23 protein-coding genes are annotated in these 22,120 nt (G+C 63.9%); 12 read left to right on the forward strand and 11 right to left on the reverse strand.

Going from position 1 to position 22,120, the window contains the following annotated elements; genetic code table 11:
- The first annotated feature begins 12 nt into the window (after positions 1 to 12).
- The 4 genes from NKH50_RS16955 (at position 13) to NKH50_RS16970 (ending at position 3,652) form a co-directional block, all read left to right on the forward strand.
- The gene (locus NKH50_RS16955; RefSeq protein WP_254819444.1) at positions 13 to 1,344 is read left to right on the forward strand and encodes a dicarboxylate/amino acid:cation symporter; all 1,332 of its coding nucleotides are present in this window, start codon (positions 13 to 15) and stop codon (positions 1,342 to 1,344) included.
- A gap of 472 nt (positions 1,345 to 1,816) precedes the next feature.
- A complete protein-coding gene (locus NKH50_RS16960; RefSeq protein WP_352879980.1) occupies positions 1,817 to 2,884 on the forward strand; it encodes a glycosyltransferase family 2 protein in 1,068 nt (355 codons plus the stop codon).
- A 154-nt stretch (positions 2,885 to 3,038) separates the two neighbouring features.
- Complete coding sequence (locus NKH50_RS16965) at positions 3,039 to 3,317, forward strand: type II toxin-antitoxin system RelE/ParE family toxin (RefSeq protein WP_352737374.1); 279 nt, start codon at positions 3,039 to 3,041, stop codon at positions 3,315 to 3,317.
- 26 nt (positions 3,318 to 3,343) lie between these two features.
- Positions 3,344 to 3,652: a HigA family addiction module antitoxin gene (locus NKH50_RS16970; RefSeq protein ID WP_352455430.1), complete on the forward strand. Its 309-nt coding sequence runs from the start codon at positions 3,344 to 3,346 to the stop codon at positions 3,650 to 3,652.
- A gap of 43 nt (positions 3,653 to 3,695) precedes the next feature.
- On the opposite strand, the gene NKH50_RS16975 is transcribed toward NKH50_RS16970, so the two are convergent.
- The 6 genes from NKH50_RS16975 to NKH50_RS17000 all read right to left on the reverse strand — a co-directional run bounded on the left by NKH50_RS16975 (position 3,696) and on the right by NKH50_RS17000 (position 9,163).
- Positions 3,696 to 3,983: a DUF982 domain-containing protein gene (locus NKH50_RS16975; RefSeq protein ID WP_352475640.1), complete on the reverse strand. Its 288-nt coding sequence runs from the start codon at positions 3,981 to 3,983 to the stop codon at positions 3,696 to 3,698.
- Positions 3,984 to 4,071: 88 nt separating this feature from the next.
- A complete protein-coding gene (locus tag NKH50_RS16980; RefSeq protein ID WP_352737375.1) occupies positions 4,072 to 4,878 on the reverse strand; it encodes an ABC transporter permease in 807 nt (268 codons plus the stop codon).
- Between the two features lie 4 nt (positions 4,879 to 4,882).
- A complete protein-coding gene (locus tag NKH50_RS16985; RefSeq protein WP_254819440.1) occupies positions 4,883 to 5,716 on the reverse strand; it encodes an ABC transporter permease in 834 nt (277 codons plus the stop codon).
- A gap of 24 nt (positions 5,717 to 5,740) precedes the next feature.
- A complete protein-coding gene (locus NKH50_RS16990; RefSeq protein ID WP_352737376.1) occupies positions 5,741 to 6,856 on the reverse strand; it encodes an ABC transporter substrate-binding protein in 1,116 nt (371 codons plus the stop codon).
- A 66-nt stretch (positions 6,857 to 6,922) separates the two neighbouring features.
- On the reverse strand, positions 6,923 to 8,017 hold the full coding sequence (locus NKH50_RS16995; RefSeq protein WP_352879984.1) for an ABC transporter ATP-binding protein: 1,095 nt from the start codon (positions 8,015 to 8,017) through the stop codon (positions 6,923 to 6,925).
- 258 nt (positions 8,018 to 8,275) lie between these two features.
- Positions 8,276 to 9,163, reverse strand: a complete 888-nt coding sequence (locus NKH50_RS17000) for a LysR substrate-binding domain-containing protein (RefSeq protein ID WP_254819437.1) — start codon at positions 9,161 to 9,163, stop codon at positions 8,276 to 8,278.
- Positions 9,164 to 9,238: 75 nt separating this feature from the next.
- On the opposite strand from NKH50_RS17000, the gene NKH50_RS17005 reads away from it, so the two are divergent.
- On the forward strand, positions 9,239 to 10,831 hold the full coding sequence (locus NKH50_RS17005) for a zinc-binding metallopeptidase family protein (RefSeq protein WP_502906877.1): 1,593 nt from the start codon (positions 9,239 to 9,241) through the stop codon (positions 10,829 to 10,831).
- A 33-nt stretch (positions 10,832 to 10,864) separates the two neighbouring features.
- Entirely contained in the window at positions 10,865 to 11,797 is a 933-nt protein-coding gene (locus NKH50_RS17010) for a dimethylarginine dimethylaminohydrolase family protein (RefSeq protein ID WP_254819436.1), read from the forward strand.
- 12 nt (positions 11,798 to 11,809) lie between these two features.
- Here NKH50_RS17010 and NKH50_RS17015 read toward each other — a convergent pair whose 3' ends face one another.
- Entirely contained in the window at positions 11,810 to 12,817 is a 1,008-nt protein-coding gene (locus tag NKH50_RS17015; RefSeq protein ID WP_352879989.1) for an ornithine cyclodeaminase family protein, read from the reverse strand.
- 159 nt (positions 12,818 to 12,976) lie between these two features.
- Here NKH50_RS17015 and NKH50_RS17020 point away from each other — a divergent pair, with 159 nt between their 5' ends.
- Positions 12,977 to 13,438, forward strand: coding sequence for an Lrp/AsnC family transcriptional regulator (locus NKH50_RS17020; RefSeq protein WP_352879991.1), 462 nt, complete (start codon positions 12,977 to 12,979; stop codon positions 13,436 to 13,438).
- Positions 13,439 to 13,556: 118 nt separating this feature from the next.
- On the opposite strand, the gene NKH50_RS17025 is transcribed toward NKH50_RS17020, so the two are convergent.
- Together NKH50_RS17025 and NKH50_RS17030 are read right to left on the reverse strand one after the other, a co-directional pair.
- Complete coding sequence (locus NKH50_RS17025; protein ID WP_352879993.1) at positions 13,557 to 13,940, reverse strand: YybH family protein; 384 nt, start codon at positions 13,938 to 13,940, stop codon at positions 13,557 to 13,559.
- A gap of 161 nt (positions 13,941 to 14,101) precedes the next feature.
- Positions 14,102 to 14,851 carry an SDR family NAD(P)-dependent oxidoreductase gene (locus tag NKH50_RS17030; protein WP_352879995.1) on the reverse strand — a complete coding sequence of 250 codons (750 nt, stop codon included), beginning with the start codon at positions 14,849 to 14,851 and terminating at the stop codon, positions 14,102 to 14,104.
- Between the two features lie 96 nt (positions 14,852 to 14,947).
- On the opposite strand from NKH50_RS17030, the gene NKH50_RS17035 reads away from it, so the two are divergent.
- Entirely contained in the window at positions 14,948 to 15,841 is an 894-nt protein-coding gene (locus NKH50_RS17035; RefSeq protein WP_352879997.1) for a LysR family transcriptional regulator, read from the forward strand.
- 80 nt (positions 15,842 to 15,921) lie between these two features.
- Here NKH50_RS17035 and NKH50_RS17040 read toward each other — a convergent pair whose 3' ends face one another.
- Positions 15,922 to 16,341, reverse strand: a complete 420-nt coding sequence (locus tag NKH50_RS17040; RefSeq protein WP_254819430.1) for a VOC family protein — start codon at positions 16,339 to 16,341, stop codon at positions 15,922 to 15,924.
- A gap of 217 nt (positions 16,342 to 16,558) precedes the next feature.
- On the opposite strand from NKH50_RS17040, the gene NKH50_RS17045 reads away from it, so the two are divergent.
- Entirely contained in the window at positions 16,559 to 17,761 is a 1,203-nt protein-coding gene (locus NKH50_RS17045) for an MFS transporter (protein WP_352737380.1), read from the forward strand.
- 88 nt (positions 17,762 to 17,849) lie between these two features.
- On the opposite strand, the gene NKH50_RS17050 is transcribed toward NKH50_RS17045, so the two are convergent.
- Positions 17,850 to 18,752 (reverse strand): sigma-70 family RNA polymerase sigma factor, encoded by a 903-nt coding sequence (locus tag NKH50_RS17050; protein WP_352880000.1) that lies wholly within the window; start codon positions 18,750 to 18,752, stop codon positions 17,850 to 17,852.
- 204 nt (positions 18,753 to 18,956) lie between these two features.
- On the opposite strand from NKH50_RS17050, the gene NKH50_RS17055 reads away from it, so the two are divergent.
- The 3 genes from NKH50_RS17055 to NKH50_RS17065 all read left to right on the forward strand — a co-directional run bounded on the left by NKH50_RS17055 (position 18,957) and on the right by NKH50_RS17065 (position 22,118).
- Positions 18,957 to 20,363: a DHA2 family efflux MFS transporter permease subunit gene (locus NKH50_RS17055; protein WP_352880002.1), complete on the forward strand. Its 1,407-nt coding sequence runs from the start codon at positions 18,957 to 18,959 to the stop codon at positions 20,361 to 20,363.
- Between the two features lie 226 nt (positions 20,364 to 20,589).
- Entirely contained in the window at positions 20,590 to 20,925 is a 336-nt protein-coding gene (locus tag NKH50_RS17060; protein ID WP_352690348.1) for a hypothetical protein, read from the forward strand.
- Complete coding sequence (locus NKH50_RS17065; protein WP_352880004.1) at positions 20,925 to 22,118, forward strand: acyltransferase family protein; 1,194 nt, start codon at positions 20,925 to 20,927, stop codon at positions 22,116 to 22,118. Before NKH50_RS17060 ends, NKH50_RS17065 begins: the two co-directional genes overlap by 1 nt.
- Positions 22,119 to 22,120 lie beyond the last annotated feature (2 nt).

Genomic DNA, 22,120 nt, shown 5'->3' on the forward strand with positions numbered 1-22,120 from the left:
ATGGAGGACGTCATGCAGACAGCAATCGCTGCCGCCGAGCCGCGCGGCAAACTTCCCTTATACCGGCATCTTTATGTGCAGGTGCTGGCGGCGATTGCCGCCGGCGTGCTGCTCGGCCATTTCTATCCTGAAACCGGCGAGGCGATGAAGCCGTTCGGCGACGCCTTCATCAAGCTGGTGAAGATGGTGATCGCGCCGGTGATCTTCCTGACCGTGGCGACCGGTATCGCCGGCGTTTCCGACCTGCAGAAGGTCGGCCGCGTCGCCGGCAAGGCGATGATCTATTTCCTGGTGTTCTCGACGCTGGCGCTGGTCGTCGGCCTGGTCGTCTCCAATGTCGTCCAGCCCGGCGCTGGCATGCACATCAATCCGGCCACGCTCGATACCGCCAAGGTGACGGCCTATGCCGAGAAGGCGCACGACACGACCATCGTCGGCTTCCTGATGAACATCATCCCCGACACCATCACCGGCGCCTTCGCGCAAGGCGACATTTTGCAGGTGCTGTTCTTCTCGGTGCTGTTCGGTGTCGCCCTGGCGCTGGTCGGCGATCGCGGCCGTCCGGTCGTCGATTTCCTGCAGGCGCTGACCACGCCGATCTTCCGCCTCGTCGCCATCCTGATGAAGGCCGCGCCGATCGGCGCGTTTGGCGCCATGGCCTTCACCATCGGCAAATACGGCATCGGCTCGATCGCCAACCTGGCCATGCTGATCGGCACATTCTACCTGACCGCGTTGCTGTTCGTGCTGGTGGTGCTCGGCGCGGTTGCCCGCTACAACGGCTTCTCGATCCTGGCGCTGATCCGCTACATCAAGGAGGAGCTGCTGCTGGTGCTCGGCACCTCGTCCTCGGAAGCGGCATTGCCGGGCCTCATGGCCAAGATGGAGCGCGCCGGCTGCAACCGCTCGGTGGTCGGCCTGGTCATCCCGACCGGCTATTCCTTCAATCTGGACGGCACCAACATCTATATGACGCTGGCGGCGCTGTTCATCGCGCAGGCGACCGACACGCCACTCACCTATGGCGACCAGATCCTGCTGCTTGCGGTCGCCATGCTGAGCTCCAAGGGTGCCGCCGGCATCACCGGCGCCGGCTTCATCACCCTGGCGGCGACGCTTTCGGTCGTCCCCACCGTGCCGGTCGCCGGCATGGCGCTGATCCTCGGCGTCGACCGCTTCATGTCGGAATGCCGGGCGCTGACCAACTTCATCGGCAATGCGGTGGCGACGGTCGTGGTGGCACGCTGGGAAGGAGAACTCGATCAGACGAAGTTCGCCGCCGCCATGGCCGGCGACTTACCGGAGGAAGTCGACCTGTCGCTGCCGGGTTTGCAGGCCGCCTGACTGTTTAGGCCACATGACCATAAGCCCCGGAGGCGGTTCGCCGGCTCCGGGGCAAAAGCGCCGGCGGTCGCGGCATGCCGCCTGAAACGCAACCTGAAGTGGCCCTGTTTTCGACGCGGGGCTTGTTCCAGCCGCATTTGCAGGCCACTATCCGCCATGTCTTCAGGGCACCCGTCCGCTTCGCTCCCGACCTGATCGCGAGGCGAGACATTTCCGTCGGGCTCGGTTGCGACATCACCTTGGCCGAACCGTCTGGGCTTTTGCTGCCGCCGACCCCTGACCATGGCAGCAGCCCTCGAAGGCAATGGCGGCCTCAGTACGAAGTCGCAAAGCGAAACGTGACCCGTCTCCTGATAGAAAGCGCAGGCTTTCTCCCAGGGAACTCGTTGCGCGCCAAGAGGGGCGCTTGAAGAGGGGGCAGGCCCATGAGCGGGCTTTTGCCGAACCAAAGCAAGATGCGAGGTCAAACGAGATGCAGTCTGTCCAAAACCGGCTTCCGGTATCCATCATAATCCCGAACTACAACTATGCGCGGTTCCTCAAACGCAGCATCGACAGCGCTCTCGAGCAGGACTACGCGGATGTCGAGGTCATCGTCGTCGACGATGCATCGCAGGACAATTCCACCACAATCATGGAATCATATCGCGACGAGATCCTCGCATGCCCGCGAGCGCAAAATGGCGGACACGCGGCGGCATTCAACACCGGCTTCGCCGCAAGCTCGGGCAAGATCGTCCTGTTCCTCGACGCCGACGATTATCTCTATCCCACCGCCGTCTCCACCATCGTCGAGACCTGGGACGAGGCAACCGCCCAGGTCCAGTCCAGACTGCACATCGTCGACGAGGGACAACGCATCAAGGATGTCTTTCCGCCGCCCGAACTGCCTTTCGACAGCGGCGACGTCATGCCGAAACTCCTGCACAAGGGCCGCTATCAGACGACCGTGACCAGCGGGCTCGCCTTTGACCGCGCAACACTCGAATCGATCATGCCCATCCCGGAGCCGGAGTTCCGCCAGGGCGCCGACGGCTATCTGGCAACGCTGGCGCCGATGTACGGGCACGTCCAATCGATCGACGAATGCCTCGGCGCCTACCGGATCCACGGCGCCAATCATTCGGTCTTCGGTGAAAAGCTCGCCGAGCGGGCACGCTGGCGGGTAACCCACGATTTCCGCCGCATGCAGGCGCTGTCGGACCAGGCCTCCGGGATCGGCCTGACCATCGTGCCGTCGGATGCTGTCCGCCACGATCCGGTCCATCTGGAAGAGCGGCTGGCATCGCTTTGCGCGGACAGAGACCGACACCCCGTGGCCGACGATTCCCGGCTGGCGCTCGGGGCGGCCGGCGCCGTCGCCAGCCTCGAAATGACCGCATCCCTGCGGCGGCGTGCGATCCTTGCCGCCTGGTTCCTGTCGGTCGGGGTGTTGCCGCGGAAAATGGCGACGGCGGTGCTGTCGTGGAAGCTTGACGCGTCGTCCAGGCCGGCATTTTTGAGCCGCCTGTCCAAGAGAATCCGCCAGGCGATGGGTTAGCGGATGACGCCGTGACGTAGGTCCGCCAGGTATTCGACTGGCGCGACCCAGCGTGCAGCGGACGCAGTTATAGCCTCCGATGGGCCCGGGACCATTCTGTAAATCATTTGCTTACACCTGCTTGACCCCCGTAAGCAACATGCTTACCTGTTGCATGATCAAGTCGTTCAAGCACAAGGCGCTGGCGGACCTCTTTCAAACCGGAAAGACCGGAAAGATCGACGCCAAGATGCATAAGCGCATCCTTGTCCGGCTTGACCGTTTGGAAGTCTCGGAAAGGCCTGACGACATGGACCTGCCCGGCTTCGACTTCCACGCTTTGAAGGGCTTCAGCCCGACCCGCTACACGGTGCATGTCAACGGGCCGTGGTGCATCACATTCGAATTCGACGCCAATGATGCTGCCCGCGTCGATTTCGAACAGTACCATTGAGACGGCTTAGATTGGAGAAATCGATTATGAGCGTGTATGAGCCGATGCGTCCGATGGAGCGCTGCCCATCCCACCCCGGGGCGTTGCTCGACGACATTATCCCGGCAACCGGCAAGACCAAGGTGGAAATCGCCAATCTGCTCGGAATCTCGCGCCAGCAGCTTTACGACATCATCCGCGAAAAGAAGCCGGTGTCGCCGGCTGTTGCGGCGCGCCTTGGAAAGATGTTCGGCGACGGCGCCGCGATCTGGCTCAGGATGCAGGCCGCTTACGATGCGTGGCACGCGGAGCGCGAGGTCGACGTCAGCGCCATTCCCAGGCTCCATGCTGCCTGAGATGCAATAGATCGGCCGAACCACCGAGGCTCTCATAAATCGATCACGGTCCCGCCTGCCTGGACCGGTCCTGCGGTTCGACGGCTCGCTCGACCAGGACATGCGCCTCCCGCGCGGCCTCGATGAACGCGTCCCTGGCGGCTTCGGTCCAGCGATCGTCGCTCATGGCGCGGCGGCATGTGCGCAGTGCCAAGCCGTGTTTGGCGCTGCCGGCGTCGCGCCAGTGGGCTTCCAGCAATTCGACAGCCTGACGTGCGTTGGAAATGTTGCGGATATCTCCCACGATGCCGACCGCAACCGCAACCGGCTTGGAAAACCATCCTTGGTTCATGGCGAAGCCTTCGACGTGTTGAACTACCTATAACGAAAATCGTAGCGCAAGGTTTCATTTGCGCCAGTCACCACGGCGTGAGGCGCGTCTACTGCGCCGCGCGCAGCCTGACCACGACGCTGCGCGCCACAAGCACCAGCACGGTGATGACGATCAGGATCACCGAGAGCGCTGCGATCGCCGGGTCGATGTTGTCGCGCAGGCCCATCCACATTAGCCGCGGCAGCGTGATGGCGTTGACCGAGGTGATGAACAGGGTGACGCCGATCTCTTCCCAGGACAGCACGAAGGAGAGCAGTGCTGCGGTGACGATGCCGAACTTGATGTTGGGCATGATGATGCGGGTCGCGCGCTCCCATACGGTCGCGCCGAGGCCGCGGGCGGCGAGGTCGATGCGGCGGTCGAGCTGGCTGAGCGACACCAGGATCAGCACCGTGGCGAAGGGCACCGTCATCACCGCATGCGCCATGGCGACACCCAGCCAGGTGTCGTAGCCGAAGAACGACGAGAACCCCGAGATCGAGGTCAGCAGGAAATAGAGCGTGATTGCCGAGACCACCGGCGGCACCACCATCGGCAGCAGAACGAAGCCGACGAGAGCGGCGGTGAAGCGCGGCTGGAACATCCAGACGCCGAGGCTGAAGCACAGTGCCAGCACCGTGGAAAAGGCGCTGCTGACTATGCCGATCCTGGTCGAGAGCAGGATCGAATTGATCCAGCGCGGATCCTCGATCAGCGCTCGGTAATGGCGCAGCGACAGTTCGCCCGACGGCATCGCCAGCATGCGGCTCGGCGTCAGCGATACCGGGATCACGGCGAGTAGCGGCAGCAGCAGGAATAGCGCGACCAGGGCGGCGAGGATCAGCGAGACGGGACCGGGGCGGTAGGTCGGCATCGCGCTACACCAACTGCTTCGGCCTGATATAGCGGAAAAGCAGCGCCATCAGCGCGCCGACGAACAGCACCAGCACCACGCTGATCGCCGCGCCCAGGCCCCAGTCCGGGCTCTGGAAGATGCGGAGATAGATCAACTCGGCGATCATCACGCTGCGGCCGCCGCCGAGAATCGCCGGCGTGACGAAGAAGCCGAGCGAAAAGACGAAGACGATTAGCGCCGAGCCGATGATGCCGGAGCGGGTCATCGGCACGAACACCGACCAGAAGGTGCGCATGCGGCTGGAGCCGAGGCCGCGCGCCGCCAGCAGCACACGGTCGTCTAGGCTTCGCATCGAAGACGCCAGTGGAAACACCGCGAAGGGGATGAGGAAATGCGTCATGCCGACGATAACGCCGAACTCGTTGCGCACCAGAGCCAGCGGCTCCGAGATGAAGCCGACCGCCTGCAGCCAGGTGTTGATCAGGCCGCGATTGGACAAAAGCGCCACCCAGCCGAAGGCGCGCGTCAGCACCGAGATCCAGAACGGCACCAGGATGCAGAACTCGGCCACGACGCGCTGCACCGGCGTGCCGCGCACCCAGACAACGGTGATGGCGTAGGCGGCGGCAACCGAAACGATCGTCACGATCGCGGCGATACGCAGCGTGCGGATGAAGACCGACTGCACCAACTGATCCGTGAGCAGCGCATTGTACTGCCCCAGCCCCGGCGTGGGCAGCGTAAAACTCCATTTGACCACGCCGAGGAATGGCCAGGCGTAAGCCAGCACAAGGAAGAGGAGCAGCGGCGCCATCAACAGCGCCGCGCCTATCCTGTCGGAGAGGTGTGCTCTCATCTCGCCCCCGATCATCCCGGCTTGTCAGGCGGAGATGATCTTCGTGTATTCGTCGAGTGCCGCACCGTAGTTCTTGGCGTACCAATCCATGTCGAGCGGGATCTGCTTCTTCATGTTCTCGGGATCGACGGGGTTGATGCGCTTCTTGTCAGCGGGGATCAGCGCGTCGGCGGCCGGATTGGCCGGACCTTGGCCGAGCTTGTCGAACATGATGAGTTCCTTCTCCGGGTCCTGGGTGCTGGCGATGAACTTCATCGCCGCGTCCTTGCCGCCGGGATTGCCCTTGAGCACGGCGAGCGCGCCGGGCGAGATCAGGCCCTGGTCCCAGATGAACTTGATCTTGCCGCCGGAATCCTGCTCGATGAGCGAAGCCCGGGTCGACCAGACGATCGCCATCGAGGCCTCGCCATTGAGCAGCACGCTCTGGCTTTCGGCGCCGCCACCCCAATAGGCAACGACGTTCTCCTTGAAGGCCGCGATCTTGTCATGCGCGCGCTTGAGGTCGAGCGGATAGAGCGAGGCCGGAGCGATGCCGTCGGCAAGCAGTGCCGCTTCCCAGCTCGACACGCCCCATTTGTAGAGCGAGCGCTTGCCGGGGAATTTTGCCACGTCGAAGAAGTCGGCCATGCCGGTTGGTGCCTGGCTGCCGTATTTCTCGGCATCGTAGGCGATGACATAGGAGAAGAAATAGGTCGAGGCCGCGTATTCCCAGCCGAATCCCGGCCGCATCTTCTTCTTGTCGACGATCGAATAGTCGATCGGCTCGAGCATGCCTTGGGCGCCGAGCGTGATGGCCGAGAACGGATCGACGTCGACCAGGTCCCAGGTCGGCGCGCCGCTCTTGAACTGCGCCGCGATCGCGCCTTCGGTCGGACCGGAGCCGTCCATCTTGACGGTGATGCCCGTCTCCTTGGTGAAGGCTTGGCCATAAGCCGCGTCATAGGCGGTGATGGCGTCGCCGCCCCAGTTGACCAGCACCAGTTCCTTCGCCGCGGCAAAGGCGCCGGTCGAGCGCAGCAGCATCGGCGTGCCGGCCAGCACCAGTGTGGCCAGTTGCGTGAACTGCCGGCGCGAGATCTCGCCGCGCACTGCCCTGGCGGACAGCGCCTCGATGGAATTTTTCCTGGTTTGATTTGTCATGTCAGTTCCCCTTTTTGTTGTTGGTATTTCCTGAAAGTCAGCTTGGCGAATTCGCCACGCCGATCGTCATTGTCCTCCGTCCGGAAGGAGGAAGCCTTTCTCCGCCGGCCAAGTCAGCCACACGGAATTGCCCTTGCTGAGCGCGGAAGCGGCAACCTCGTTCGGCACCGAGACCGTGATCTTGGCGCCTTGGCGCGTCGTCAGATCGAGCCGCGTCGCAGCGCCGAGATAGGTCGAGGCGACGGCAGTCGCGGCAATGCCGTTCTCGCCCGCTGCCGCTTCCGGCGCAATCGACATGTATTCCGGCCGGATCGCCAGGATGGCGTCGCCTCGGACCTTCTCGGCCTTGCAGCGCATGCTGATCGCGCGGTCTTCGCAGAGGCCGGTCGAGCCATTGTCGGCCGGGCGCACGCCCTTCAGCGGCAGCATGTTGATCTCACCCAGGAACTCGGCGACGAAGCGGTTGTCGGGCCGGTCGTAGACCTCGTCGGGCGCGCCGACCTGCAGCAATTTGCCATGGTTGAAGATGGCGACGCGAGACGACAACGCCAGCGCCTCGCTCTGGTCATGGGTGACAAAGACGAAGGTGGTGCCGGTCTCCTGGTGCAGCCGCTTCATTTCGGCCTGCATCTGGCCGCGCAGGCCCTTGTCGAGCGCCGAAAACGGCTCGTCAAGCAAAAGCACGCCCGGCTCGAAGACCAGCGCCCGCGCCAGCGCCACGCGCTGCTGCTGGCCCCCGGACAATTGCGACGGCAGTTTCTTTTCGTGGCCCTTGAGCCCGACGCGCTCGATCATTTCGCCGACGCGGCGCTTGATTTCGGCCGCCGATTTCTTGCGTACCTTGAGTGGGAAGGCGATATTGGCCTCGACGCTCATATGCGGGAACAGTGCGTAGCCCTGGAAAACCATGCCGGCGGCGCGCTGCTCGGCCGGCCGCTCGGTGATATCGACGCCGTCGCTGTAAAGGCGACCGTCGGTCGGCTGAATGAAGCCGGCAAGGATCATCAGGAAGGTGGTCTTGCCCGAACCGGAGGGGCCGAGCAAGGTAAGGAACTCGCCACGGCCGATATCGAGCGTCAGATCGTCCAGCGCACGGAACGAGCCGAAGCTCTTGCCGATCCCGATTGCCTTGATCTCTGCGGCCCGGCCGGGTTGCTGCATCCTGCCCTTTCCTTAGCGTAGGCGAAATCGTAGGCAGGGCGGCGGCTTACCGCAACCGAATAGTTTTCGCCTGATCGGCAAATTTGATTCATCTATGCGCCAATCTCCCCTCGAGGAGATGTCGCCGAGGGCGACAGAGGGGGTCCGTCTCGCGTGAAGCGCCAACTTCCTCTTTCTTCGAAAGTCAGACCGGGCCGAGTCCAGTCGGACCGACCCCGTCTGGCCGCTTCGCGGCCATCTCCCCCTCGAGGGGGGAGATTAACGCTGGTTCTCCGACAGCTTCGACCTCAGCCACCGCCCAAACGCCTCCAGCACCGGATGCGCCGCCTTGGCATGTTCCGAGACCAGAAAATATGAGCGCGGGGAATTGATCGCTATGTCGAAGGGGCGCACCAGCCGGCCTTCGCTCAGTGCCCGGCCGCTGGTCAGCTCGTCGCCCATGGCGATGCCCTGGCCGGCGATCGCCGCCGAAAAGACCAGGTTCATGTCGGAAAAGAAGATGCCGCCTTCCGGGTCGGGGTTCTCGACCTTGGACAGCGCCAGCCAACGCGCCCAGTCCTCGGTGTCACCGAGATGCAGGAGATTGGCGCGCAGCACGTCTGCCGGCTTGGAGAAGCCGCCGATCTTGTTGAGCAGCGTCGGGCTGCACAGCGGCGTGAACGAGATCTCGCACAACAGCTCGACCGCGCGGTTCGGCCAGTTGCCGACGCCAAAGGCGATGAAGGCATCGGCCTCGGCATTGCTGACGTCATCGAGGCGGCGCGGCGTCAGGATGCGGAGCGCGACATCGGGATACATCTGCCGGAATTCGCCAATGTGAGTGCACAGGAAAAGCGAGGCGAAGCCGGGGGTGCAACTGACGCTGAACGAACCGCCGACGCCGGTGCCGGCATGGCGCGTCACCGCGTCACCCAACACCGTCAGCGCCTTGCGCACGTCGCTGGCATAGCGCTGGCCGCGTGGCGTGAGCGCCACGCCCTTGCCGATGCGTTCGAGCAGATCGAAGCCGAGGTCGCGTTCGAGCAGGCGCAATTGATGGCTCACCGCACTGCGGGTCAGATGCAGTTCGTCGGCGGCGCGCCAGACGCTGCCGTGGCGGGCAAAACTGTCGAGGGCGCGCAGCGCCTGCGTCGAGGGAATTCTCAAGAGGTGAACCGAATTTGCATGAGCCGGGAAAACATATCACTTTTTGGCGGGGCGCTTCACTGCTTTCTTTCCGCCATGGAGAAACCGATGACCTCGGCACAAGCGACCGCGCTTGCCTGTCTGGACGACATCCAGCCGTCCCTGTCGGCGTGGACGCGGACCATCTTCGACTTCGGCGAGACCGCCTGGCGCGAATACCAGTCGGCCACCTGGTATGTGGAGCAGTTGAAGCACGAAGGCTTTTCGGTCGAGGAAGGCTCCGGCGGTATGCCAACGGCCTTCTGCGCCCATTGGATTAACGGGACCGGCCCGACGATCGGCATGTACGCCGAATACGACGCGGTGCCGGGCAATTGCCAGGACGCGGCAACGGTGAAGCGACCGCGTCCGGGCCTCGGCGAACAGGCGGGCGGCCACACCGATCCGCATTCCGGCCTCGGCATTGCCAGCCTCGGCGGCCTTTTGGCGACCAAGGCAGCAATGCAGCGCCACGGCATATCAGGCACGCTGCGCTTCACCGGCGAGCCGGCGGAGAAGGTGAGGGGATCGAAGCCGATCCATGCCGCGAAGGGCTATTACGATGGGCTGGCGGGTATGATCTCCTTCCATCCTTTCTACATGCTGCCGCTCTGCAACACGGCGCGCTGGGACACGCATTGCGGTGCGGCCTATGCGATGATCCACCGCTTCATCTGCGACGAGCCGGAACATTGGGCGAGGGCGGCAGGCACCGCAGCACCCATCCCGCAGGCGCATTCGGCGGTCAGGGCGCCCGGCGCCAACGACGCGCTCATGATGATGTACATGGCGTCCAAGGCGCTGCGCGATTCCATGCTGCCGCATCAGGGCGGCTGGTCGATCAGCGAGGCGATCCTGACGGCGGGCCAGGCGACCGCCGACAATCTGCCGGCCGGGCTGGCCGAGATCCAGTACATGATCCGCGTGCCGACGCTTGCTATGGCCGAGCAGGTCACCGCCATGCTCGACCGCAATGCGGAAGCCGCAGCCAGGATGAGCGGCTGCCGCCATGAGCGGCACTGGGTGTCGAAGTCGCGGCCGGGGCTGGCCAATCACGTCATGGCCGGCATTGCCTTCGACGCGCTGGCGGCGGTCGGGCCGCCGCGCTGGGACGAGACGGCCAAGGCGATCGCCCGCGAAATCCAGGTCAATGCCGGCGGCGAGGCGAGCGACGAACCGTTCATAGCCGAGCTGGAGCGGCTGATTGCGCCGCCGGATGCAGAGGCGCTGCTGCGTCGCGACCTGCCGCCATCGCAGCTCAATTCGACTTCCGACGACTATACGGATATGTCGTGGCATGCGCCGACGGCGCGGTTCTATGTCGCCCGCCCGGCCCTGCGCTCGGAGAATGGTCACGCCTATCCGGGCTGGGCGATGAATGCGCTGGGCGGCATTTCTGCCACCATCGACCCGATGGTCATCTGCGCCGCAAAGACCATTGCGCTCGCGGCACTTCGCTTGTTGGAAGACGAGGCTGCGCGCGACGCGGCGATGGACGAATTCGTCGCCCGAACCGGCGGTGGCATCGGCGGCTCGAACTGGATCGCCCCGCTCTGCGACTACGATCCGCCGATCGGATTTCGCTGGCCGGAATACATCACCACCCCGCGCGGACGGGATTGGTGGATACCAAGCAACCAAGCCGCATGATCAACCAGCCGCCCCCATCACGAGGAGAGACCCATGACCGTCCATGACCGCATCGTCGCCGAGCCGTTTTCGCTGCAGCGCCGCAACCCGGCGGGCGGCACCAAGCCGTTGACCGCCTGGGGTTTCGCCAACGAGACCGACGTGCTGACCGACGTGCTGCTCGGCTCGCCGAATTTCCTGCGCCATCTCTCGACCAGCTCGCTGTCGCGAAAACATCTGCGCGAGGCGCCTTGCAACCTCCAGATCGCGCAGGCACAGCACAAGGACCTGGTCGCCGCCTATGAGCATTTCGGCGTCAACATCCACTGGCACGAGCCGACGCCGGAGCTGCCGATGCAGGTCTATTCGCGCGATTCGAGCGTCATGACGCCGTACGGCGCCATTATCACCGCGATGGCCCAGTGGTGGCGGCGCGGCGAGAACTACGCAGCGATCCGCACCTATGAGAAGCTCGGCATCCCGATCTACGACATGGTCACCGCCGGCACCTTCGAAGGCGGCGACTTCAATGTCATCGAGGATGGCGTGGTGCTGATCGGCTGCGGCGGCGCCCGCACGCAGGAGGAGGGCGCCCGTCAGGTGCAGGCCTGGTTCGACAAGGAGGGCTGGGAGACACGCATCGCCTTCATCGACGAATATTACGTCCATATCGACCTGATGGTGGTGCCGATCGCTGAGAAACTGACCGCCGTCTGCCTTGCCTGTACGGAGCCCGGCATCGTCGACTGGCTGAAGGGCAAGGGCCACGAGATCATCGACGTGCCGTTCCAGGACACGATGGCGCTCGGCTGCAACTTCATGTCGCTGGGCAAGGACAGGGTGATCGCGCCGACTTCGAGCCAGACGCTGATCGGCCAGCTCAAAGCGCGCGGCTTCGAGGTGGCGGCCATCGACATGAGCGAAATCTCGAAGACCGGCGGCGGCATCCACTGCATGGCACAGGCATTGAAGCGCGAGCCTGCGTGAGGCGGCACGCGCCTACAGCACGACGAGCTTTCCCTTGCGCAGACGCCGGGCGCAGCGATAGGCGAGGTCGGCGGCGACCATGTCTTCCATCGCAATGCCCATCGCCTTGTAGGTGGTGATCTGCTGATCCGAAACGCGGCCCGGCGCGCGGTCGAGCAGCATGGCGCCAAGCTCGGTGCCGAAATCCGGGTCGAAGCCGGCAAGCTCGCAGGAACCGACCGGGGTCGGTTTGAATGCATCCTTGGTTTCGACAAAAAGACTGGATTTGGCGATGAGCTCGATCGGCATTTCACCGCGGGGCGGCGCCACCCCGACCGACGAGACATGCGTGCCCGGCTGGACCCAGCCTGCGTCGATCACCGGCTGATAGGAGTGGGTCGCCAGGCACACCACGTCGGAACTGCGCACTGCCGCCTCGAGGTCGGCGACCGCCACCACCGACGGGTGCAGCCGGGCAAGCGCTGCCGCATCGTCGAAGCTCTTCGAAGCGACGCGGATTTCGGTAAAGTCCCGCACCAGCGGCAACAAATGCAGATGCTGGTTGGCCTGCACGCCGGCGCCGACCACTGTCGCTATCCTGGCATCCCGGCGGGCAAGCGCGCGCACCGACAGCACGGCGGAGCCGGAGGTTCGCACCGCGGTTATGAAGGTGCCGTCCATGATGCAGACCGGCAGGCCGGACAGCGGATCGAACAGGCTGATGGTGGCGAGGTGGCTGGGCAGGTTCTTGGCCAAGTTGCCTTCGAAGACATTGACGATCTTGACGGTCAGGTTCATGCCTTCCATCCAGGCCGGCATGGCGAGGCTGTAGCCGGCTGCGGGGATGTCGAGCTGTGGCCGGGGTGGATTGACGACCTTACCTTGTGACAGCGCCTTGAAGCCGTCTTCCAGAACATCGAGAAGCTGGCTGAGGTCGATGCACGCCATCACGTCGGCTTCGCTCAGCACCAGGATCTCGGTCGCTCCCTTGCTGATTTCCGCCGCACTCTTGCCGGCTGGACTGAACGCTTCCTTGGTCATCCCGCACTCCCTTTGTTCGTCGAATCGGCTCACCACGTTTGCTTCGCGTGGGTGAGGGAAGTGCAAGCTATTGCGAGGTTTCATGTGATGAAATACGTTGATTTTGGCATCTCTGCGTGAAATCAACACATAAATCCCTGAGATAGAGTGGATTGTGAAATGGACGACCTCGACCAGATAGACCGCAGCTTGCTCAGGCTGCTGCAGGAGGACGGGCGCCGGACGACGCTTGATCTGGCCGGGCGTATCGGGCTGTCGCCGACCGGAACCAGCCAGCGGGTGAAGCGCCTGTTCCGCGACGGGTTCATCACCGCGGTCAGAGCCGTGCTCGATCCGCGCAAGGTCGGCCGGGGAACGCTGGTGTTCATCGAGGTCCGGCTTGACCACACGGCGCCGCATGTCTTTGACCGTTTTGCCGAAGCCGTGGCGAAAGCCCCGGAGGTTCTGGAGTGCCATATGGTGGTTGGCGGCTTCGACTATCTGGTCAAGGCACGGATCGCCGATATGGCGGTGTTCCAGGATTTCCTGCAGCGGATCATCCTGCCGCTGCCGGGTGTGCGCGAAACGCACACTTTCGCTTCCATCGCCGATGTCAAGCCGAACGCCCTCTTGCCCGTGTGATCAGGTAGAGGAGGAACACTGTTCAGGGCGGCTTGCATCGCATCCTCGCCATCTTATCGGTCCCCCTTGGCCGCTCTCCCTTTGCCCGCCTTCCGGTGCACGATGCCGGAGACCGGCGCTAGCCTTGCGCAGTCAGCAGGTTCGCGTCGCGCGCGAGCCGCCACTCACCGTCTGGCTCCTTACGCAGGAGCGTCAGTGCATATCCCGATCGATGGACCGGCTCGGCATTCGGCGGGGTCGCCGTCATGTCGATGCGGCTGCGGATGAAGGCCCAATTGCCGAGAAGCTGTAATTCCACGATATCGCTGGTGCCGTCGATATGAACGCCGGCCGTCTCCCGCGCGGCTGCCGCGAAGATCTCCTTATCGAAGGGTTCCCGGCCGGGAACCATGAAGATCGCGTCGTCCGTCATCAAGCTGAGGACGGTCGCGATGTCCCCACGTTTGCTCGCATCCATCCACGTCCCGACCAGCTTTCGGATTGCCTTTTTGTCGCCCGTCATCCGTTACCTCCTTGGCATCTAGCGGTCATCGATAGCGCACGGCGCTCCTCCCTTGCTGAGAAACATAGGGCTTGGATCCCCGTCGTCATCGATTGCGGTGTTCCTCGATGTCACGCTGCGGGGGCCTGGTCCGTAAAACGGCAGGTCCGCGCCCTGCATATCTATCGCCAGCCGCCCGAGGCGGTGATGCGCTCGCCGGTCAGCCATGACGCTTCGTCGGAGGCGAGGAACACCGCGACGCGAGCGACGTCGTCGGGCCGACCGAAACGGCCGAGCGGGGTCATGGTGACGATCTGTTTTTCGAAGTCGCTGCCGACGATGCCGATACCCTCGAGGCCTTCGGTGTCGACGCCGCCGGGCGCAATGGCGTTGACGCGGATATTGCGGGCGCCGAGTTCCCGCGACATCGACAGCGTGATCGTGTCCACCGCGCCCTTGGTGGCGGCATAGACGAGCGAGTTCGGCTGCGGATTGCGGCTGGCGACCGAGCTTATGTTGATGATGCTGCCGCCGCTCGGGCCAAAATGGCTCACTGCTGCTTGCGTGGTCAGAATGATGCCCAGCACATTGGTGTCGAACTCACGGTGGAACTCGGCCTCCGTCACCGCTTCCAGCGGCTCGAATGCGAAGACGCCGGCATTGTTGACCAATATGTCGAGCCCGCCGAACTCCGACTTCGCCGCCTCAAACAGGCGGCGCACGTCGGCCGATTGCGATACGTCGCCCTGGACGGCGACGGCGCGGCCGCCACGGTCCTCGACCTCCGCGACGACACGGTCGGCGCCTTCCCGTGACGAGGCGTAGTTGACGACCACCGCGGCACCGGCCGTGGCAAGACCTTTGGCAATGGCGGCGCCGATACCCTTGGACGCGCCGGTGACGATGGCGACCTTGCCGTTCAGCTTGCTCATCAATCTCTCCTTTGTCGACGATGAGCGGTATTTAATGATGATCAAAAAGCGTATTAGGATCATAATGATCCATTCTTTCGTGCCTAGAATTCCGGAATGACCACCATTCTCGAAAAGACCGCCGGTCTCGTCGCCTTCGTCCGAACCGTCGATGCCGGCTCGTTCCATGCCGCCAGCCGGTTGGTTGGCTCGAGCCCATCGGCGGTGTCGAAAAGCGTGGCACGGCTCGAGCGGCGGCTCGGGGTCAGGCTGATCCAGCGCTCGACGCGTCGGCTCGGGCTCACCAGCGAAGGCCTCGCCTACTACGAGCGGGTGGCGCCGCTGCTCAGGGCGCTGGACGATGCCGAAGACATCGTCCAGGTGGCCGATACGGCGCGCGGCCTGCTGCGCGTCACAGCGCCGGTCGAGCTCGGGCGCGGCCTGATCGCGACATGGGCGCAGGCGTTCCTTGCGCAGCATGGCGAAGTGAAAGTCGAGCTCAGCGTCACCGATCGGCACGCCGATCTGATCCGCGAAGGCTATGACGTTGCCGTGCGCATGGGGGCGCTGTCGGACACGGGGCTGGTTGCCCGCAAGATCGCCAATCTGCCGATCGTGCTGGTGGCCTCGCCGGCGTATGTCGAGCGGCGCGGCCGTCCGGCATCGGTCGAGGATCTGGCGAACCATGACTTCATCCGCTACCAGATGGCCGGCCGGCCCTATCCGGTCACCTTTGCCGACGGTACGATGATCGTCCCGAATGGGCGGCTCGATACCGATGATGGCGGCGCCATCCGCAATGCAGCACTTGCCGGTGCTGGAATAGCGCATCTGATGTGGTTTGCGGTGCAGGGCGATCTCGACGCGGGCCGCTTGGTCCGCATCCTGCCCGAGGTGGCAATGCCGACCATGCCGGTGCATATCGTCGATGCCTACGGGCGGCAGCTACCGGTCCGGGCACGGCTCTTCGTCGACTTCCTGGCGAGCCAGATGGCGGCGCTGACGCGATAGGGCAGACGCGGTCTGACGCAAGCACCCAGATTTGGCAGAGACCAACCGTGCCGGCCGGTGCGAACCACCTTTACCCGAAGCTAGAAGGTGATCTTCACTGAATCGGCGCTGCGTTTGGCCGGGCCGTGGTGGACGGCCTCGATATTGTTGCCGTCGGGATCGAGCAGGAAGGCGGCGTAATAGCCGGGATGGTAGGATCGCTCGCCCGGCGCACCATTGTCGGTGCCGCCGGCCTCAAGCCCGGCCTTGTAGAAGGCTTCGACCATCGCACGGTCCTTTGCCTGGAAGGCAAGGTGATGGCGCCCGGTCAGCTTTCCCAGGGCCGCCGGGCTGTCGGGGCTGGAAATGAACAGTTCGTCGGCCCAGAAATAATCATCGCCGGCGCCACCGATCGGTATGTCGAGCACGTTGAGAACAGCCTCGTAGAAGCGGCGGCTGGCCTTGAGATCCCTGACCACCAGGTGGAGGTGGTCGATGAGACGGCCGCGATGAAGTTCCATACCCGATAGCTCCTGATGGCCAGGCTGGAAATCTAGCTCGGGACGATGCACGGTCAATGCATTGGAGCAGTTGAGCGGCGCAATTTTCTGACTGGATAAAAAATGCAACCGGATTGTCGGATTCAAAACATCTCCAACGTCCTTCGGACGCAAGCGGCTCGGCGAAGCTCGAAAAGGTCGTGCCGTATCAACGCTTCCGGCATGGGAGAAAATTGAAATGAGCCTTCCCTATCGTTGGGTTATCGTCGCGGCTGGCGCGCTGATGACCTGTGTCGCTCTCGGGGCGATGTTCTCGCTGGCGATCTTCCTCGAACCGATGGCGCTCGACACACAATGGTCGCGCGCCGGCATATCGAGCGCGATGACGCTGAACTTCCTGGTAATGGGCCTCGGCGGCTTCGCCTGGGGCGCCATTTACGACCGTTTCGGCGCCCGCATCGTCGTCATGACCGGCGCCGTGCTGCTCGGCCTGGCGCTGGTGCTGGCCAGCCGCACCGGTTCGCTGCTCGTTTTCCAGTTGGCCTACGGCGTGCTCGTCGGCCTCGCGGCAAGCGCCTTCTTCGCGCCGATGATCGCGCTGACCTCCGCCTGGTTCGAAACGAACCGCAGCCTCGCCGTCTCGCTGGTCTCGGCCGGCATGGGCGTGGCGCCAATGACCATCTCGCCCTTCGCGCGCTGGCTGATTTCGGCCTACGACTGGCGCACCGCGATGTTCGACATCGGCATAACCGCGTGGGTGCTGCTACTGCCGGCCGCGCTTCTGGTGCGCCAGCCACCCAAACCCGCTGCCGAAGGCGCTGCCCCAAGCGTTGCCGCCGAGGGTGCCGGCATGACTGTTCCGCAGGCGCTGCGCTCGCCGCAATTCATCGTGTTGGGACTGACTTTCTTTGCCTGCTGCGCGGCCCATTCCGGGCCGATCTTCCATATGGTGAGCTATGCGATGCTGTGCGGCATCGCGCCGATGGCAGCGGTCAGCATCTACAGCATCGAGGGCCTGGCAGGGCTGGGTGGCCGGCTGCTTTACGGCGTGCTCGCCGACCGGCTGGGCGTCAAGCCGGTGCTGATCACCGGGCTGGCCATACAGGCCGTGGTTATCGCCGCCTATCTGGCCGTCAGCGAGCTTGGTCAATTCTACACGCTCGCCGTCATCTTCGGCGCCACCTATGGCGGCGTCATGCCGCTCTATGCGGTGCTGGCGCGCGAATATTTTGGCCAGCGCATCCTCGGCACCGTGTTCGGTGCCGTAACCATGCTGTCCAGCCTCGGCATGGCTTTCGGCCCGCTCGCCGGCGGCATGGTGTTCGATGCCTATGCCAGCTATTCTTGGCTGTTCATCGGCTCGGCCCTTGTCGGGCTTGGTGCGATGGCGATTGCGATCGCCTTCCCGCCGCTGCCGCGCAGGGAGTTGCAACCGGCTTAAAGCAGGATCGACGAAAAAGGGCGGCCGCTTGGATGGCAAGCGGCCGCGATCCTGGCAGTGGTTGTTCGGCATTATGAAACGCGAATTGCTATGCCCGCAGAGGCACTACTTCGGCGCCATCAAGCGTGTAGCGCGCATAGCGGAAATCGCGAATTCTCGCCAATCTGTCGCCCGCCCATTCCAGCAGGATAAAGTATTTTGGCCCTCCGGCCGGGTCATCCGGATCGATCACAAGAATGGCTGGGTGCCGATCGACCTGGCCTGGAAGCAGTTGCCAATCGTGGATACCCGCGTAATTGTGGAAGTATCGGCCCACTTTCGCGCGGCCGCTCGCCCGGAGCCGGTTGACGAGGTCAAGCCGCACGTCTTCGGCCAACATGTCGCGGATCGCATCGAAGTCGCGGGCGTTGAACCGATCTACGTAGGCTGCCAGACGCGCCCGCTCGGGCTCGGTCAACACCGGCACAGGCCGATCGTCAGGCTCGCCGGCGACCTCGCGCAGGCGCAGACGGCCGCGATGCAGAGCGGCTTTCACCGCCGGAACGCTGCTGTCGATAATGTTGCCGATCTCTTCGATCGTATACCCGAGCACATCCATCAGGATGACGCTGCTACGCTGCGCCGCGGGCAGCCGCATGAAGGTCTGCAGGCTTGCGGCTGCAGTGTGCCGGCCCTCGGCCGACATGCCGGGGTCAGGTATCATGTCGATATCCTCGACGGCATGCGCGGCATCCGCCCTGGCGCGACGGCGCAGGTGGTCGAGCGCGGCATTGTGCGCGATGCGGAACAGCCAGCCCTCGACATTGGCTATCGGCCCGGTCCCGGGGAACGCCTCGAGCGCCTTGACCGTAGCTTCCTGAACGACATCCTCGGCATCGATCACCGAACCGGTCATGCGGGCGCAATAACGGTGCAGTTTCGGCCGCAATTCGCCGAGCAGCCGGTCAAATGGCTCCCGTCCTTCTGGGGTGCCAATTGCGGATCCGGTCATCGCACAAGCGTCGATTTCATGCGTATCTCCCAGGCAGAGGCGCCCGCCGTCGGGGGCAGCGTCCTATAGACGCTCGACGATGGCAAAAGGATTCGGTCGAAAAAACTTTCTTTAGCTGGAATCCTTTGGTCGTGCCTCCGCGTCACTGGATCACGGGCCCGCGAGACTGGCGGGCCGTCTGTTCAAGCCGGAGGCGTCATAATCATGAGCAAGCAAAGTGCGGCATCAACGAAGGTCTGGGTTCTCGCCCTCACGTCGATAGGCTCCTTGATGGTCGTTCTCGATGCGATGGTCGTGGCGACCGCATTAAGTACGATGCGGGTCGAACTCGATGCCTCGCTGGAGACGCTGCAATGGACGATGAACGCCTACAATTTGAGTTTTGCCGTCCTGCTCATGACCGGGGCGGCGCTCGGTGACAGGTTCGGCCGCCGCCGCATCTTCATCGCCGGATTGGCGCTGTTCGTCGCAGCGTCCGTTGCCTGCGCGCTCGCTGGAAATGCCGGATTGCTGATTGCGGCTCGCGCGGTTCAGGGCGCGGGTGCCGCAATGGTCATGCCGCTGGCCATGGCGCTGCTGAGCGTCGCTTTTCCTCCGGAGGAACGAGGCAAGGCGCTGGGTATCTTCAGCAGCATCACCGGCCTGGCCCTGATCATCGGTCCGATTGCCGGCGGTGCGATCTCCGAAGGCCTCTCCTGGCACTGGATCTTCTGGCTCAATGTCCCGGTCGGCATCGTCCTCATCCCGCTGGTGCTGCGTCGGATTCCGGAGAGTCACGGGCCGGGCACGCCGATCGATGTCCTCGGCGTCGTCCTGGTAACTGCGGCGGCATTTGGAGTTGTCTGGGGTCTGATGCGCGGCAACATTGCGGGCTGGAGCAGCTCTGAAGTGCTGTCGGCGCTGACGGCCGGGCTGGTTCTCGCTATCGCATTCGTCCTTTGGCAGTTGCGCATCCGTGAGGCCATGCTGCCTTTGCGGTTTTTTCGGGCGCGCGCATTCTCCTCGGGCGTAGGGGCGAACTTCCTGCTCTGCGCCGCCATGTACGGCCTCGTATTCCTGTTGCCGCAGTTTCTGCAGTTTTCCCAGCGCCGCGGGCCGCTCGGCGCCGGCATGGGATTGCTGCCCTGGACCGCAACGCTTTTTGTGGTCGCACCGATCGCAGGCAGCCTGATCAACCGCGTCGGCGAGCGCTGGCTTGTGGTGGCCGGATTGATCCTGCAAGCGGCCGGAATGGCCTGGCTGGCGCAGATCGCAGCACCTGATCTGCCCTACATCCAGCTCGTCGCGCCGCTGATCATTACCGGCGCAGGCGTATCGATGGCCATGCCTGCCGCGCAGAATGCGGTCCTCAATGCGGTCGCCCGGCCGGAGGTCGGCAAGGCTGCCGGCACGTTCAACACATTCCGCTTCCTCGGTGGCGTATCTGGGATCGCGATCGCCGGTGCGGTGTTCGCCGGGACCGGAAGCTTCGCGTCCACCGACGCGTTCACTGATGGCTTCACCTCGGCAATCGACGTCTCCGCTCTGCTCTCACTCGCAGGTGCGCTCGTCGGAATGGGGCTGCCGGAGCGTCGCGCAGTGGTGGTCGCGAATGCCAGCAAGGAGGCGTAACCCGGAGGCGGGAAGCTTGCGCGTGAGTGGGTCCCGCGAAGCAGCCCCTCCTTCAACACGCCTTCCTATTGGCCCGGCGGATGCGAGGGTGCCGCTCGCTATGAGGTCCCACAGCTGGTCGGCGCTCAGGTGCCTGGGGGATCCATCATAGGCCACGCGTCCGAGGCTGAGGACCACGATCCTGTCGGCCAGCGCCCGCACCGTGGAGAGATCATGCGCGACGAGGATGACGCCGGTGCTGCCGGCGGCGATCGAGCGGACGAGCTTCGCGGCGGCGGCGAGCATGTTGCATCGCAGCACCCCTGCCGCCGAAATTGGTCGGCCAAGGCAGGGTGTGAAAATCGTCAAAAATGGACAATTCGGGCTGGTTCCTGCTGTTTCTTGTGCTTTATTAGTAGCGTCTCACGTTCCTGTTTCAAATGTGTCAACTTTTTGTGTTGCGTTGCACAATGGTGGCCCTATTCTGGGTGAGGGGGGCGCTACCGATTGGAAATGCGCCGTGAACGACGCCGCCATGTTGACCGATTGGCAGTTTCGCCGTCCCGCCGGCGTACGCCGCTAATGGGAAATGCGCGCGACACCCAATTGGACGCGCTGAGGGCCATCGCCGTGACGATGGTGCTGTACGCCCACTTCTTCGCGGCCGGAGGATCCTCGTTCTGGGGCCATATTGGCGTGCGTCTGTTCTTCGTGCTGAGCGGCTTTCTGATCACGCGACTGCTGCTGGAAGCCAGAGCGGCCGCCGAATTCGAAACCGGACCGGCGCTGAGATCCTTCTATATCAGGCGGGCGCTGCGGATATTCCCGCCCTATTTTGCGGTGTTGGGTTTCGTCTGGCTGGTGGACCTGGAGCAGTCCAGGGGGTCGCTGGCCTGGCATGCGCTCTATCTGTCGAATTTCTGGTACGCATCGCAGAATGAGTGGACGCCCTGGCTGCTCTGCCATTTCTGGAGCCTGAGCATCGAGGAGCAGTTCTATATCGCTTGGCCGCTGATCGTCCTGCTGGCGCCGCGCTGGCGCCTGGAAACGATCTGCATCGGCGTTATCGCGCTGTCGCTGGCCTATCGCTTTTATTGGCCGATCGCGGGAACGCCCAGCCTGGCGCGCGACCTGCTGCCGCCGGCGTCGATGGATGCACTGGCGTCAGGCGCGCTGCTCGCCGCCTACCGGTCAAGAGCTGCTGGCTTGCCGCAATGGCTTCGAGTTGGCTGGCCGGGGCTCGCTGCGGCGTTTTTCGTTCTGCAGTGGTTTGCGCCGACGCCTGCAAATCCGGTGCAGGAATGGGGCCTCTGGCTGCTGTTGCAGATACTGCCTGTCGCGCCGCTGGTGGTCATCGTTGCAAGCTGTTCGAGGGGCATTGGCGGGCGCGCCGGAAAACTTCTCGAACTGCCGCCGCTGCTCGGTTTTGGCCGCATCAGCTACGGCGTCTATCTCTACCATCCCATTGTGCTGGCGCTGGTCGTCAAATCGCAGCCGTGGATCCCGCTCAACGTCTCCGAGCAAGGGCCGGGGCGGTTCCTGGTGGCGGGAACGGCAACGCTCATGCTGGCTTCGGTCTCGTGGCTGCTTTTCGAGAAGCCACTCAACAGCCTCAAGCGCCACTTCCCCTATGTCGCTCGAAGAGGCCCAGGCGCCGTCCCAGCAGGCATCGACGTGGGCAATGCCGGATGGCTTGCGGCCGGAGCATATCTGGGCAGGCCGCTTGATGGCGCACCACGCTTGCCGCGCAAGCTGCAACAAACCGATCGGGGCTGACT

Source organism: Mesorhizobium sp. M1027 (assembly GCF_040318745.1).
Taxonomy (GTDB): Bacteria; Pseudomonadota; Alphaproteobacteria; order Rhizobiales; family Rhizobiaceae; genus Mesorhizobium.

Coding starts and splice junctions, on each gene's coding strand:
- NKH50_RS16955 (WP_254819444.1), top strand. CDS start 13: ATGCAGACAGCAATCGCTGCCGCCGAGCCGCGCGGCAAACTTCCCTTA.
- NKH50_RS16960 (WP_352879980.1), top strand. CDS start 1,817: ATGCAGTCTGTCCAAAACCGGCTTCCGGTATCCATCATAATCCCGAAC.
- NKH50_RS16965 (WP_352737374.1), top strand. CDS start 3,039: ATGATCAAGTCGTTCAAGCACAAGGCGCTGGCGGACCTCTTTCAAACC.
- NKH50_RS16970 (WP_352455430.1), top strand. CDS start 3,344: ATGAGCGTGTATGAGCCGATGCGTCCGATGGAGCGCTGCCCATCCCAC.
- NKH50_RS16975 (WP_352475640.1), bottom strand. CDS start 3,983: ATGAACCAAGGATGGTTTTCCAAGCCGGTTGCGGTTGCGGTCGGCATC.
- NKH50_RS16980 (WP_352737375.1), bottom strand. CDS start 4,878: ATGCCGACCTACCGCCCCGGTCCCGTCTCGCTGATCCTCGCCGCCCTG.
- NKH50_RS16985 (WP_254819440.1), bottom strand. CDS start 5,716: ATGAGAGCACACCTCTCCGACAGGATAGGCGCGGCGCTGTTGATGGCG.
- NKH50_RS16990 (WP_352737376.1), bottom strand. CDS start 6,856: ATGACAAATCAAACCAGGAAAAATTCCATCGAGGCGCTGTCCGCCAGG.
- NKH50_RS16995 (WP_352879984.1), bottom strand. CDS start 8,017: ATGCAGCAACCCGGCCGGGCCGCAGAGATCAAGGCAATCGGGATCGGC.
- NKH50_RS17005 (WP_502906877.1), top strand. CDS start 9,239: ATGGAGAAACCGATGACCTCGGCACAAGCGACCGCGCTTGCCTGTCTG.
- NKH50_RS17010 (WP_254819436.1), top strand. CDS start 10,865: ATGACCGTCCATGACCGCATCGTCGCCGAGCCGTTTTCGCTGCAGCGC.
- NKH50_RS17015 (WP_352879989.1), bottom strand. CDS start 12,817: ATGACCAAGGAAGCGTTCAGTCCAGCCGGCAAGAGTGCGGCGGAAATC.
- NKH50_RS17020 (WP_352879991.1), top strand. CDS start 12,977: ATGGACGACCTCGACCAGATAGACCGCAGCTTGCTCAGGCTGCTGCAG.
- NKH50_RS17025 (WP_352879993.1), bottom strand. CDS start 13,940: ATGACGGGCGACAAAAAGGCAATCCGAAAGCTGGTCGGGACGTGGATG.
- NKH50_RS17030 (WP_352879995.1), bottom strand. CDS start 14,851: ATGAGCAAGCTGAACGGCAAGGTCGCCATCGTCACCGGCGCGTCCAAG.
- NKH50_RS17035 (WP_352879997.1), top strand. CDS start 14,948: ATGACCACCATTCTCGAAAAGACCGCCGGTCTCGTCGCCTTCGTCCGA.
- NKH50_RS17040 (WP_254819430.1), bottom strand. CDS start 16,341: ATGGAACTTCATCGCGGCCGTCTCATCGACCACCTCCACCTGGTGGTC.
- NKH50_RS17045 (WP_352737380.1), top strand. CDS start 16,559: ATGAGCCTTCCCTATCGTTGGGTTATCGTCGCGGCTGGCGCGCTGATG.
- NKH50_RS17050 (WP_352880000.1), bottom strand. CDS start 18,752: ATGACCGGATCCGCAATTGGCACCCCAGAAGGACGGGAGCCATTTGAC.
- NKH50_RS17055 (WP_352880002.1), top strand. CDS start 18,957: ATGAGCAAGCAAAGTGCGGCATCAACGAAGGTCTGGGTTCTCGCCCTC.
- NKH50_RS17060 (WP_352690348.1), top strand. CDS start 20,590: ATGACGCCGGTGCTGCCGGCGGCGATCGAGCGGACGAGCTTCGCGGCG.
- NKH50_RS17065 (WP_352880004.1), top strand. CDS start 20,925: ATGGGAAATGCGCGCGACACCCAATTGGACGCGCTGAGGGCCATCGCC.